19 protein-coding genes and 1 pseudogene are annotated in these 12,281 nt (G+C 55.1%); all 20 read left to right on the forward strand.

Translation table 11 applies throughout. The features are described from left to right. Positions 1-334: 334 nt before the first annotated feature. Positions 335-670, forward strand: a complete 336-nt coding sequence (locus CNE01S_RS20255; protein WP_061278009.1) for an antitermination protein N — start codon at positions 335-337, stop codon at positions 668-670. 52 nt (positions 671-722) lie between these two features. Next, a complete protein-coding gene (locus tag CNE01S_RS20260) occupies positions 723-1,022 on the forward strand; it encodes a hypothetical protein (protein WP_061278010.1) in 300 nt (99 codons plus the stop codon). Beyond that, positions 1,022-1,513, forward strand: coding sequence for a lysozyme (locus CNE01S_RS20265; RefSeq protein ID WP_061278011.1), 492 nt, complete (start codon positions 1,022-1,024; stop codon positions 1,511-1,513). The genes CNE01S_RS20260 and CNE01S_RS20265 overlap by 1 nt, the downstream gene beginning before the upstream one ends. Then, the gene (locus tag CNE01S_RS25085; RefSeq protein WP_061278012.1) at positions 1,510-1,968 is read left to right on the forward strand and encodes a lysis protein; all 459 of its coding nucleotides are present in this window, start codon (positions 1,510-1,512) and stop codon (positions 1,966-1,968) included. The genes CNE01S_RS20265 and CNE01S_RS25085 overlap by 4 nt, the downstream gene beginning before the upstream one ends. Positions 1,969-2,018: 50 nt before the next feature. After that, positions 2,019-2,897: a triacylglycerol lipase gene (locus CNE01S_RS20275; RefSeq protein ID WP_061278013.1), complete on the forward strand. Its 879-nt coding sequence runs from the start codon at positions 2,019-2,021 to the stop codon at positions 2,895-2,897. Positions 2,898-2,942: 45 nt separating this feature from the next. Then, positions 2,943-3,482 (forward strand): phage neck terminator protein, encoded by a 540-nt coding sequence (locus CNE01S_RS20280; RefSeq protein WP_061278014.1) that lies wholly within the window; start codon positions 2,943-2,945, stop codon positions 3,480-3,482. A gap of 3 nt (positions 3,483-3,485) precedes the next feature. After that, positions 3,486-4,625 carry a DUF3383 domain-containing protein gene (locus CNE01S_RS20285; RefSeq protein WP_061278015.1) on the forward strand — a complete coding sequence of 380 codons (1,140 nt, stop codon included), beginning with the start codon at positions 3,486-3,488 and terminating at the stop codon, positions 4,623-4,625. 10 nt (positions 4,626-4,635) lie between these two features. Next, positions 4,636-5,076 (forward strand): phage structural protein, encoded by a 441-nt coding sequence (locus tag CNE01S_RS20290; RefSeq protein WP_061278016.1) that lies wholly within the window; start codon positions 4,636-4,638, stop codon positions 5,074-5,076. Positions 5,077-5,079: 3 nt separating this feature from the next. Continuing rightward, positions 5,080-5,493 (forward strand): phage tail assembly chaperone, encoded by a 414-nt coding sequence (locus CNE01S_RS20295; protein WP_061278017.1) that lies wholly within the window; start codon positions 5,080-5,082, stop codon positions 5,491-5,493. Beyond that, positions 5,493-5,681: a DUF6889 family protein gene (locus tag CNE01S_RS20300; protein ID WP_061278018.1), complete on the forward strand. Its 189-nt coding sequence runs from the start codon at positions 5,493-5,495 to the stop codon at positions 5,679-5,681. The genes CNE01S_RS20295 and CNE01S_RS20300 overlap by 1 nt, the downstream gene beginning before the upstream one ends. Further along, complete coding sequence (locus CNE01S_RS20305) at positions 5,671-6,423, forward strand: hypothetical protein (protein ID WP_061278019.1); 753 nt, start codon at positions 5,671-5,673, stop codon at positions 6,421-6,423. Before CNE01S_RS20300 ends, CNE01S_RS20305 begins: the two co-directional genes overlap by 11 nt. An 81-nt stretch (positions 6,424-6,504) precedes the next feature. Next, positions 6,505-7,074: a hypothetical protein gene (locus CNE01S_RS20310; protein ID WP_156479841.1), complete on the forward strand. Its 570-nt coding sequence runs from the start codon at positions 6,505-6,507 to the stop codon at positions 7,072-7,074. Further along, the gene (locus tag CNE01S_RS20315; protein ID WP_061278021.1) at positions 7,074-7,652 is read left to right on the forward strand and encodes a phage baseplate protein; all 579 of its coding nucleotides are present in this window, start codon (positions 7,074-7,076) and stop codon (positions 7,650-7,652) included. Before CNE01S_RS20310 ends, CNE01S_RS20315 begins: the two co-directional genes overlap by 1 nt. A gap of 9 nt (positions 7,653-7,661) precedes the next feature. Further along, on the forward strand, positions 7,662-7,970 hold the full coding sequence (locus tag CNE01S_RS20320) for a phage baseplate plug family protein (RefSeq protein ID WP_061278022.1): 309 nt from the start codon (positions 7,662-7,664) through the stop codon (positions 7,968-7,970). Positions 7,971-7,980: 10 nt separating this feature from the next. Beyond that, positions 7,981-8,988 carry a hypothetical protein gene (locus CNE01S_RS20325; protein WP_061278023.1) on the forward strand — a complete coding sequence of 336 codons (1,008 nt, stop codon included), beginning with the start codon at positions 7,981-7,983 and terminating at the stop codon, positions 8,986-8,988. 36 nt (positions 8,989-9,024) lie between these two features. Next, positions 9,025-9,708, forward strand: coding sequence for a Gp138 family membrane-puncturing spike protein (locus tag CNE01S_RS20330; protein WP_061278024.1), 684 nt, complete (start codon positions 9,025-9,027; stop codon positions 9,706-9,708). Beyond that, positions 9,705-10,055, forward strand: coding sequence for a contractile injection system sheath initiator (locus CNE01S_RS20335; protein ID WP_061278025.1), 351 nt, complete (start codon positions 9,705-9,707; stop codon positions 10,053-10,055). The genes CNE01S_RS20330 and CNE01S_RS20335 overlap by 4 nt, the downstream gene beginning before the upstream one ends. Further along, the gene (locus CNE01S_RS20340; RefSeq protein WP_061278026.1) at positions 10,056-11,255 is read left to right on the forward strand and encodes a baseplate J/gp47 family protein; all 1,200 of its coding nucleotides are present in this window, start codon (positions 10,056-10,058) and stop codon (positions 11,253-11,255) included. Further along, the gene (locus tag CNE01S_RS20345; RefSeq protein WP_061278027.1) at positions 11,252-11,932 is read left to right on the forward strand and encodes a DUF2612 domain-containing protein; all 681 of its coding nucleotides are present in this window, start codon (positions 11,252-11,254) and stop codon (positions 11,930-11,932) included. Before CNE01S_RS20340 ends, CNE01S_RS20345 begins: the two co-directional genes overlap by 4 nt. After that, positions 11,932-12,281 (forward strand): annotated as a pseudogene (locus CNE01S_RS20350) (phage tail protein); the annotation flags it as partial. The gene CNE01S_RS20345 and the pseudogene CNE01S_RS20350, both read left to right, overlap by 1 nt.

The following is a 12,281-nucleotide window of genomic DNA, read 5'->3' on the forward strand; positions in this document are numbered from 1 at the left end:
GCTGCACTCTCCAGCCCCAGCCGCTTACCCAGGTAAGCTCCTGAGGCTGGCGCCCTTGTCGCCTTGCTACAACTAGAAGGCTAATTCTTTGCAATAATAGTGTTATTAATCAATGACTAACCATTGTTCTGAACTTTTTTCGAAATAATTCGTACTTTTGGTTCTTGACGAAATCGTACTATTGGTTCAATATCAATTCATCGGCAGGACGCACCGACTCACAAGGCAAGTGAACGCTCCTTAACATCAGGCCCTGAAAAAGGGCGCATACACCAAAGCAAGAAGCTTTGGGATATCAGAGAGATATCACCAAAGTTGATTGACAGGAGGTTGTATGGACGCACAGGCACGTCGCCGTCAGCGGCGGGAAGCTAAGCAGGCCGTCTGGAAAGCTGCCAACCCGTTGTTAGTCGGGGTAAGAGCGAAACCTGACGCACGACTTATTCTCTCGCTAGCCCGTAAACCCGGGCATCGCCCCGACAAGGCGCTGGAGGTCATTAACATTTATGGCCTGCAAATCATCCAGCAGGCAGAGCATCATCAGCGGTTGCGCCAGAGGTTAGACGCCAGGCAAAAAAGCGTTTATCAGGCCGCACCGCACACCGAATCCGGCTTACCGGAAGCTACCGGCAAGCAAACCCAACGCGGAAAATCTATTCCGCTGATTTAACACCGCTTCTTTACCCCAACGGCAGTTCGACACCTTAACCGAAGGTTCTTCCATGAACGACCAACCCGCAAATCTGGTCACGCAGTCTTTTGCGTGGCTGGCGGCGCTTGCCGCCGGTCTGGGTATCACGACACAGGATATGGTCTACATGATATTCGGACTGCTTAGCGTACTGATTTCACTGGCTTCGTGGCTGGGCGGCAGGCTGGATGCCCGCCGGCAGCACCTCGAAGACCAAAAGCGCACCCGCATCCTCCAGACGCTGGTGGATGACTTGCATACCCTAAACCGAGCCGAGCAGATTGAGATTATCAGGGCAGTCAGCGAGGTACTGAAAAAGGCAGGTAACTGATGGCTCTTTCTCCCGGGCTCAGAAAAACGCTATTCGGATTGTCAGGGACGGGCGCTCTGACGATTGCAGGCACGCTACTGCCCGAACTGGAAGGCGTGAGCTACACGCCGTATTACGATGTCGCTGGCGTGCTGACCGTCTGTTACGGACATACCGGGAAAGACATTATTCCCGATAAAACCTACACCCTGTCTGAGTGCAGGCGCTGGCTTGACCAGGATCTCCGTCCTGCCGCTCAGGTGGTCTCAAGGGCGGTGACCGTTCCGATAAGTGAGTACCAACGTGCCGCTTTGATCAGCTTTACCTACAACGTCGGCACCCCCGCTTTTTTAAGATCCTCCGTGCTAAGAACGCTAAATGCTGGCGATTACGAACAGGCCTGCGCTGGCCTGAAAAAATGGATCTGGGCGGGGAGGAGGCAGTGGCAAGGGCTTATCAACCGCCGCGAGGTGGAGTACCAGCTTTGTACCTGGCCGGAGCCGGAGAAATGAAGCCGGTAACCACGATGGCGCTGACGGTTTTTGCGCTGCTTATCGCCAGCTGTTGGTGGTTTCATCAGCGTTATGACATGCAAAAACAAAGGGCCGATTCAGCCTTGCTGCTGCTTGCTCAACAGAAATCTGAGCTGAAAAACCTTGTGCAACGCCAGAAGGCGGTAGCTGGGCTTGATGCTCACTATAGCGAGGAGTTAACCCATGCCAGACTCACCATTGAAAATCTGCAGCGTGATGTGGCTGCTGGCGCTCGGCGGCTGCGCATTAGCGCCACCTGCCACACAGTGCCTGGCTCCACCTCCGCCTCCAGCCTGGATGATGCAGCCGCCCCCGGACTTACTGACGCCGCTCAACGGGATTATTTCCGTCTCCGGGAGCGCATTGAAACGAGCAACAAGCAGCTAGCGGGGCTGCAGGAGTACATCCGCAACCAGTGCCTTATTAACCCCTGAAGCCTCGCTAAGCGAGGCTTTTTTATTCCTACGTCAAAGAGGTCATTCCTATGTCTACATCCCTGAAGTACCCGATTGTTCTGGTCCACGGTCTGTTCGGTTTCGACAAAATTGGCGGGATCTATCCCTATTTCTACGGCATCAAAGAGGCGCTGGAGAAAGCCGGAGCGAAGGTCTACATCGCCACGATTTCCGCGCTGAACAGCAATGAGATGCGCGGTGAACAGCTGCTTGAGTTTGTTCGTAAAGTGCAGGCCGAAACCGGTGCGGCGAAAGTTAACCTGATTGGCCACAGCCAGGGGCCATTGGCCTGTCGTTATGCGGCGGCAACCCATCCCGAACTTATCGCCTCGGTCACTTCCGTGAACGGTGTTAACCACGGCTCAGAAGTGGCAGATCTGGTTCGTCTGGCGCTGAAACCTGGCCGCCTGCCAGAGTCAATCGCTAATGCCGCTCTGTCGGCCTTTGGGCAGCTGCTTTCCGCTCTGGCCGGTGCCCCTCGTTTGCCTCAATCCGGCGTGGATGCTCTGGATGCGTTGACCAGCGAAGGCGTGGCAGCTTTTAACAAGAAGTACCCGCAGGGGCTTCCGGCAGAGTGGGGCGGCCAGGGTAAAGAGTTGGATAACGGCGTTTACTACTACTCGTGGAGCGGGATCATTGACTACAACCCGTTGCATCAGGGGATGAACAACCTGGACCCGCTGCACGTTGCCATGCTGGCATTTTCCATCCTGTTTACCAACGAACGTTTCCAGAACGACGGCCTGGTCGGCCGCTACAGCAGCCACCTGGGCAAGGTGATTGGCTCCGACTATTCGATGGATCACGTCGATGCCATCAACCAGTTGGCCGGCGTGGTCGCCAATAACACCGACCCGGTGAAACTGTACGTCGACCATTTGGCTCGCCTGCAAGCTAAAGGGCTTTAAGCCTGAACCTAACCGCCTTCGGGCGGTTTTTCTTTGGAGAAATCAATGAATGACACCACGCGTCCGGGCTTTCTGACGCCGCTGGGGGCATCGCCACATTACGACGATGCGCTTGATGCGGATCTTACAGGCTGGATAGTCGGCGTATCGGGCCTGCCGCCGGAAATGGTGATGGCGAAATGGAGCGATCCGCCGCCCGCCACGCCGGAAGCCGGCATTACCTGGTGTGACTTTTTTACCAACGTGAAGCAGACGGAAACGCCTTTCTTCCATTCACAGGACAGCGACCAAAGCGTGCTTCAGAGCATCGAGTCCGTTGACGTGACCTGTGGCTTTTATGGCCCCGGCGCTCAGGCCGTTGCTGCACTTTTTCGTGATGGTCTGAACGTGCCGCAAAACAACGCCGAGCTGAACCGGCTGGATCTTACGTTTCTGCGGTGCGGTGGCATTAAGCCGGACCCTGAATTTATCAATAACCAGTGGCTACGCCGCTACACCCTCACCGTGGCGCTCAAGCGCAATATTGCCCGGCGCTACGGTATTCGTTCCATCCTTTCATCCGCAGTAAAAATCATTGGAGAGTAAGCTATGTCACAGGGTTTACCTGTATCTAACATTGTCAGCGTGACAGTGAATATGGCGCCACGAGCGGCGCAGTCCCGTAACTATGGTGCGCTGCTGGTCGTAGGCGCGAGCAACGTTATTGACGCCAAAGAGCGTATGCGTGCTTATTCCAGCCTGAGCGGCGTGGCCGCCGACTTTGGCCTGGAATCCCCTGAATACAAGGCCGCCAGCCTCTACTACCAGCAGTCCCCTCAGCCCGCCGACCTGTATATCGGGCGTTGGGTAAAAGAAGGCAGCGAGGGCAAAGCCGGGGAAACCATCGCCGAATGCATCTCCGCGCTAAGTGCACATTCGACCGACTGGTATGGCCTGGTGATTGCTGACGACACAATTACCGATGAAGCCGTGCTAGCCGTGGCAGCGGTCATTGAAGGCGACGGCGTTTCCCGTATCTTTGGCCATACTTCTGCCAGCGCTAAAGTGCTGGATGTCAACGACAGCACCGATATCTTCAGCAAGCTGAAAGCGGCTAAGTTCGCCCGCACTTTTGGTCAGTACTCCAGCGCCACGCCGTTTGCGGCCGCTTCCCTGTTTGGCCGTGCGTTTACCGTTAACTTCAACGGCAATAACACCACCATTACCCTGAAATTCAAGCAGGAACCGGGTATTGCCGCAGAAACGCTGACCCAAACGCAAATCAACGCCCTGTCCGCGAAAAATGCCAACGTCTTTGTGAATTACAACAACGACACCGCCATTATTCAGGAAGGCGTGATGAGCAACGGCAGCTTCATCGATGAGCGCCACGGCCTGGACTGGCTGCAAAACTATGTCCAGACCAACCTCTACAACCTGCTTTACACCAGCACCACTAAAATCCCGCAAACCGATGCCGGCGTTACCCGTCTGCTTAGCAACGTCGAGCATTCCATGGCTCAGGCGGTCACCAATGGCCTGGTGGCGCCGGGCGTCTGGAATGGCTCTGATATTGGCCAGTTGGCCTCCGGTGACACGCTGACGAAAGGCTACTACGTCTACGCTCCGGCGGTGGCTACCCAGGCGCAGTCAGACCGCGAAGCGCGGAAAGCGCCGGTGATTCAGGTGGCCTGCAAACTGGCGGGTGCCGTGCACTTTGCCGACGTCGAAATCAATGTTGTTCGTTAAGGAGATTTAAATGGGTACTTATTCTTTTATGGATGTTACTGCCTCTCTCGTGGGGCCAGGCGGCGTGATTGATTTGGGCGCGGGTAGCGCGAACGGTGACGCCGGGATCAAAGTGGAAATGGCGACCACAAAAAATACCATGACCGTCGGGATTGACGGAGAAGTGATGCATAACCTCTCTCCGGCCAAAAACGGCTCTATCACCGTGACGCTGATGAAAACCTCACCGGTAAACAAAAAGCTGATGCTGGCCTACAACGCCCAAACGCTCTCCTCGGCACTGTGGGGTAAGAACACGCTTGTCGTGCGCAATACTGCCTCCGGCGATCTGGTCACGGCTCGTGACGTGGCATTTTCTCAGCTACCGGCCAATGCCAACGGTAAAGATGCTGGCACCATGGACTGGAAGTTTGACTGCGGGAAAATTGACCAGCTGCTCGGGGAGTTCTAAGTCATGGAAATTACCCTGAAAGCGGTGAACTACCGCATTGGCAAGCTCGGCGTTTTTGAGCAGCTTAGCGTTGCGCGCAAACTGCTGCCGGTTCTGGCGGGCATTGTGGGTGATTTTCGCAGCTTGCAGGGTAAGGAGGGCGGAAACGCCCTCGAAACCGTGCTGCCAAAAATTGCCCGCACCCTTGCCGATCTCAGCGATGAGGACTGCAACACCATTTTGTATCCTTGTCTGTCGGTCGTGACGCGCGAGCACATGAAGGGCTGGGTGCCGGTCTTTAGTCAGGGGGCGTTGTCCTTTGACGATATCGACCTGATGACGCTGCTGCAGCTGGTGGCCCGGGTGGTGGCCGACTCGCTGGGAAATTTTTTGCAAGAACTCCCCGGCAGCGATTGCCCGGCCCCGTCGGCGGCCTGATGCTGGAGACGCTGCCGGGCGGGGAAGATTACATTCTTCGCCCGGCGGAAGTCTTCGCTCTCAGCTGGCTGGATCTAAAAAGCGGCGCGGTGGATCTCTACGACATTGCGCTGATGAACGATTATCTCGAGATGCAGGCCGATAATAAGGCCTGCATCGCACGCTGGAGAGAGGAAAATGAGCGCTAGCCCCGCATATGTTGATGCCCTCAATAAATTCATCGAGAAACTCCCCGGAGCCACAGAAAAAATGGGCTCCTTCATTGAGTCGATGGGAACGTTCTTCGATGGGTTAACAAAAGATCTTCGGATCGACAGTATCTCAGCAAAACTTGATGGCGTTGACCTCAAGGACTATCGCGCCGAAGGCTATGCCACGCGGCAGGCTGCGGCCACGCCTGAACTGGTTCCTTTTTATGCTGAGGAATATCACCAGATTGCAGGCAACCTAAATTTTGATGCCGACACGGCGGCTAAACAATCTGAACGATACCAGGTTTCGCTTTATCGTCTGGAAACCGTGTTTGATATTTTGCGCGAGAAAGCGGGCAGTGGCCTGGCACAAAATCTGGTACAGCCTTTTGAGACACTGACAAATACAATCCTGGTCAGTTTTCCCAAAATTGAACCCACCGTTAACAATGTCTTAAGCGTATTGGGTGATATAGCAAACGTTGTTGGTAGCGCCATCAACGGCACAATCGGTTGGGTTACCCAATTGATTGAATGGTGGCAAATGCTTGATGGCTCGACACAAACCGTGATAGCCACCGTGGCAGGTATGATTGCGATTTGGTATGGGTTGAATACGGCTTTCATGGCTTCTCCCGTTGGTTTTGTCCTGGCGCTGGCAACGGCAATTGGCCTACTTTATGACGATTACATGAAGTGGCGAGATGGAGGAGAAAGCCTGATTAACTGGGGCGCCTAGAAACCCGTTCTTGAGTTGGCCACCACCATGATCGGCGGGGTTTCGAATACGATAAAGTCGCTCGGAAGCTCGCTGGGAGATTTGCTAGGTATTGATTTCAGTAAATGGTCTATCAGCACTATCTTCGAAGGGCTGATGCATGAATTCAAAGCGCTGGAAGAGATGTTCAGGCAGGTAGGCAAGCTGATAAATGCGCTTAAAGAAGGGAAGTGGTCTGAGGCAATGACCATTGGCAAAGAGCTTGTCGTCAGCAGTGTGACCCAATCTCCGGCTTATAAACTGGTTGATAGTACGTTCAATTTTCTCGACGAAAAGGCCGTTGCTGGTGCCTCAGCGTTCAAAGAATGGTTTAACAATCAGGAAAAGAAAGACACTCGCCGACGGCTTCCCGTTGCGATCGACAATCTCAGCCAACCCGAGCCTGTCTCAATGATGCTTCCCGCGGGTGTCGCCGACCACGAACGACTGGCGACTTCGAGCGATTTCTCCACGGTGAGCAACAGCACTACGCATTCTCCCACGATTAACAGTAATACCCATATCGTCGTTAATGGCGTCTCTGAACCTCAACTGGCGGCGGCTGAGACATCTCAGCGCTTGTTCAACGTGCATTCTCAACTGGCGCAGCAATATGAAAGGAGGATGAGCTAATGAATATTTTTGGCGCTTACTTCCAGCCGCGCACGAGCCTCTCCGGTTTTCTGGTGCCGGATGTGGTGGTCAGCGAAGTCCATAAGGACACGCTGAAAATCGCCTCTCATCCCGTCGAGTTTGGCCCGAATATCAGCGACCATGCCTGGGCCGAACCCGGTGAGTTAACGATGGATTGTTTCTTTAAAGCCGGTGGTTCACTGGTTGATTTTGCTAATACGACCGTGCTTGGCTCCTGGCTAAACGCGGGCCCCAGCCCGGCACAAATTTACCAGCAACTGCTTGATCTACAGAAAAAAGCAGAACCCTTTAAGGTCATCACCCGCCGCCGCTCCTACGACAATATGCTTATCACAACGTTGACGGTGACGACCGGCGCCAAATCGGAAAACATTCTTGGCTGCAATCTGGTGTTGACGGAAGTATTAATGACGGCCACGGAAGCACGCCCTGCGCCGCCTAAAACGGCGATGGATGAAGGGGTAACGACGACTTCGGTCGGCGATAAAGGTGAAAAAGTGGTTACCACCCCCAAGGGGGCGGGCAAAATCACGCCACTTCAGCCTGAAACAAAATGAGGAGAGACAATGTCAATTGCAGAAATTCCCCTCAGCGCGGATAACCAGGTATTTACGATCCAACTTGCCGGACAGACCCTGCGCATGCGGCTGCTTTATCGGGATGTTGCAGGCTGGATCCTGGATATTCTCGACGCCGACAATCGGCCCATCGTGAACGGTATCCCGCTGGTGGCTGGTGCTGATTTATTGGCTCCGTATGCCTGGCTTGGTTTTGGCGGAGGACTATGGGTTGGCTGTGATAATGAGACTCAGGATTACCCGAGCAAAACCGATCTCGGGCGCGGCAGCCATCTTTACTTCGTGACGGCAGATTAAGGAGGGGGAAATGAGTGATAACTGGTCCCGCCACTTTGAGCTCCAGCTTTTGAAGGAAGACGGCAGCGGTATTGCGCTCTCTGGCTTTAAGGTGACGTTTAAAGTCGACTGGCACGCCGGCAGCTCACCCAAAACGGCCGAGGTGAAAATCTATAATCTCGCGCCGGACAACGTGAATCGTATTGCACAAAAGGAGTACAGCAAAATCCGGCTGATTGCGGGCTACAACGGAATAGAACCGGTTGTAAGCAGCGGTGAAGTGGGAAAAACCAGGGTTGTCGAACCCGTTGAGTGGGGGCCGAGAGATGGCATGAACTTTGGGGTGATCTTCAGCGGTGACATTCGCATCTGGATGACGGGGCGAGAGGATACCCCTGATGACTGGATTTTAATTCAGGCCATTGATGGCTATGAGGCGCTGATGTCAGCGACGCTTAGCGCCACGCTTGCTAAAGGCTACACGGTATATGACATGTACCAGCTGGCAGCTGGCGCACTGAAACCCTTTTTGATTCTCCCCGGCAGGCTGCCACCTTTCCCCAAAACGAAGTTTCCCAGAGGGTATACCTTCCACGGTAAGGTCAGCAGCTATCTCGATCAAATCGGCAAGCTGTGCAAGGCCAACTGGAAGCTGTCGAATGACAGGCTGGACTATTACAACGAGGCTGAAAAAGCGCACCCGCCCGTGAGTCTTAACAGCCAGAATGGCCTGATTGGGCGGCCGCAAACGTCTACCAATGCTGGCGTAACCCTGAAATGCCTGATTAACCCCACAATCCTGCTCCACGGACAGGTGAAGCTAGATCAAAACACGCTTTATAAGCCAGCCTTGCTTGCTAAGGATGACTATATCCGGCCTTCTCCGGACGGTATTTATGACATTTATGGCATTGCCTACAGCGGAGATACCCGCGCGAATGACTGGTATATGACTATGATGTGCTACCCGGCTGGCCAGCCTGTCGACAAGGCTGAAGAAAAGTGGCAATCAAGCCCGGCCTCTAAACCACAAGCCTAAGCCCGCAGCAGCGGGTTTTTTATCCCTGGAGGAATCATGGCTCTGACGACTTCGGCTCTCAGCGGCGAGCTGGCCGATACGCTTGCGGCCAGCCGGGCCGCATTAAGTAACGATCTACGGGTCGCGTTACCCGGCATTATTCAGTCTTTCGACCCCGTTTCTGTCACCTGTGAAGTGGCGCCAGCGATCAGAGGCACGCAGTTTGCCAGAGACGGATCTGTGTCTCCGGTCAATTATCCGCTGCTGGTGGATGTGCCGGTTGTCTTTCCTCACGGTGGCGGCTGCTCGTTGACGTTTCCGCTTAAAAAGGGAGACGAATGCCTGGTCATTTTTGCCGATCGCGCCATCGACTTTTGGTGGCAGAGCGGTGGTATTCAGGAGCCGGTCGATGCTCGTCAACACTCGTTGTCTGATGCCTTCGTGCTGCCCGGCCCACAGTCGCAGGCGAAAAAAATCGGCGGTATCAGTAGTACGGCGGTTCAGCTACGCAGCGAAGATGGCAAAGCCTTTGTTGAACTGGAACCCGGCAGCCACGGTATCACGCTGACTACGCCGGGAAAACTCACCGCGACGGCGGCCAGCATTGACCTGACCGGCGAGGTAAAAATCAACGGTAACGTAACAGTGAGCGGTGATGTTACGGCCAGCGGCATAAGCCTGACGAAGCACCGCCACGGCGGCGTACAGTCCGGCGGCGCGAACACGGGGGGGCCGGTATGAAATATCGCAGAGAGAGCAGCGATGGGGATTATACCTTTGGACAGGGTGAAAACACCTTCCTGGAAAACTCACCTGAGTGCGTGGCGCAGGCGGTGAGTACCCGGCTCAAGCTGTGGCAGGGGGAGTGGTTTCTGGACAACCGTACCGGGACACCATATCGCCAGTCCGTTCTCGGCAAACAGCAGGATGATTCCTGGGTATTAATGCTGATTGACCGCGTAAGCCAGACCATGGGCGTTAAGTCCGTGCTGGATGTCACCGCCGCGCGAACTGAAGCACGCACGGTAACCTTTCACGCCACCATCGACACCGTTTACGGTCCCACCACTTTAAACAGCGAGGCATAAATGGCCCTCAATTCTGAAACGCTGGGGTTATCGGCAACGGTAACGGCCCAGGGGATAACCGCGCCTGATTATCAAAGCCTGTTAGGGGCATTGATGGATGCGTTCAGGCAAATCTACGGCACCGATGCGTACCTGGAGCCGGACAGTAAAGACGGGCAGCTCATCTCGCTGGTGGCGCTGGCCATTCATGACGCCAACAACGCGGCGATTGCTGCCTACAACAGCTTTTCACCTGCAACGGCGATGGGGCGGGCGTTATCAAGCAACGTTAAGATCAACGGTATTGTCCGGCGTGCCGCGACGTACTCGACGGTCGACCTACTGCTGACGGGCATTCCCGGCACGACCATAACCCGTGGTTCTGTCAGAGATGACAGCGGCGTGACGTGGTTTTTGCCTGAGGTGGTATCGATTGGCGTCGATGGATCGGTAATCGTCACCGCCACCTGTGCCAGCAGCGGCGTAATGGCGGCACCAGCGGGATCCATTACCATCATGGGCACGCCAACGCGCGGCTGGACTGCGGTCACGAATCCTCAGGCTGCTACGCCAGGCGTTGCGGCTGAAACCGATGCCGAATTACGCATTCGGCAGTCGCAGAGCGTTGCCTTGCCTGCGCTCACGCCGTTTGAGGCGGTCGAGGGGGCTATTGCCAACATCGCAGGAGTCACCCGGCATAAGCTCTACGAAAATGATACCGGGGCCGTCAACGCCAATGGCCTGCCTCCGCATTCCATCGCTGCGATTGTGGACGGCGGGGATGTGACGGAAATTGCTCAGACTATCAGGGGCAAAAAAGGTCAGGGCGTCGCAACCTTCGGCGCGACATCCATTGTGGTGCCCGATCTCTACGGTAATCCCCACTCGATTGCATTTTCGCGTCCCGGCAATGTGCCGGTTTACGTCGACATCGTGCTTAAAGTTTTCACCGGCTATACGTCGCAAATCGGCGAGCAGATGAAGCAGGCGATTGCCGACTACATCAACGGCCTGGGCATTGGGGATAGCGTGCTGCTGAGCCGCATTTACTCCCCTGCCAACCTCGGCGTAGTCAGCGGCGGGAAAGCGCGTTATTACGACATCACCGACTTGCAGATCGGTAAATCATCCTCTGCGGTCGCGGCGGCTAACGTCAATATCGGCTACAGCGAAGCCGCCTCCTGCAGCGTGGACAACATCAATATCACGGTGAGCTCATGAGTAAATATACCGGGCGCATCACCAGCTATCATGCCAGCAAGCCCCTGTTTTTTGCCCACGTTGATCTGAGCACCCGTCCGTTCACTGAGACCGTAAATACAACCGAAAGCCTGATCAACGCGTTTGATATTGACACGGCTGTTGGGGTTCAGCTCGATGCGCTGGGGAAGTGGATTGGTCGAAGCCGTGTTGTTAGCCAGCCTATTTCCGGCGTCTATTTTAGCTGGGACACCGACGGGCTGGGCTACGACCAGGGCGTGTGGCAGGGGCCTTACGATCCTGATGCAGGCTACACCTCGCTGGGCGATGAAACCTACCGCATCATCCTCAAGGCAAAAATCGCAATGAACAACTGGGACGGGCAGAACGACACGCTGCCCGCGATCCTTGACGCCGCCACGGTGGGGGCGGGGCTGCGAATGCAAATCGTCGACAACCAGGACATGACCATTTCCGTCTGGGTTCTGCCGGAAACGGATATCGCCGACGTTTCGCTTGAGCTTCTCGCGGCTATTAAACAGGGCTACCTGACGGTGAAAGCGGCTGGGGTTTGGGCGGGGGATATTCAGACGCCGTCGGTTGAAGCGCCGTCGCAGGGCGGCAAATTCTTTGGTTTTGATATCAACAATCACTATATCGCCGGTTTTGACGACGGCGCATGGGAGAGGAAACTCTAATGGCTACAAATCAGTTTAAACCTTTTGCAACCCGGCCTGACGCCAACGTCACGCCGCAAAATGAATGGGAAAATTTGCCCGCGCTGTTAAGCGGTTTTGCCGGCGGTAAAGCCAGCAGCGCTCAGGTGAACAAAGCGTTGCGCCAGACGTCCTTTATTGCCGCCGCGCTGGCTCAGTTCGTCAGCGATAAAAGCGGGCAAGACGTGCTGGACGATGGCGATATCGCCGCTTTCCTCGCGAAGCTAACCACCGGCTTTGGGAAGCAATATCTCAGCCGCCAGAATCCTTTTGCGGATATTAAGGCCGATGGCGCCGCCGCGGTTTCTTCGGCTCTCACAAACCTTGGTTT

Origin of the sequence: Cedecea neteri NBRC 105707 = ATCC 33855 (assembly GCF_001571265.1) — a bacterium.
GTDB lineage: Bacteria > Pseudomonadota > Gammaproteobacteria > Enterobacterales > Enterobacteriaceae > Cedecea > Cedecea neteri.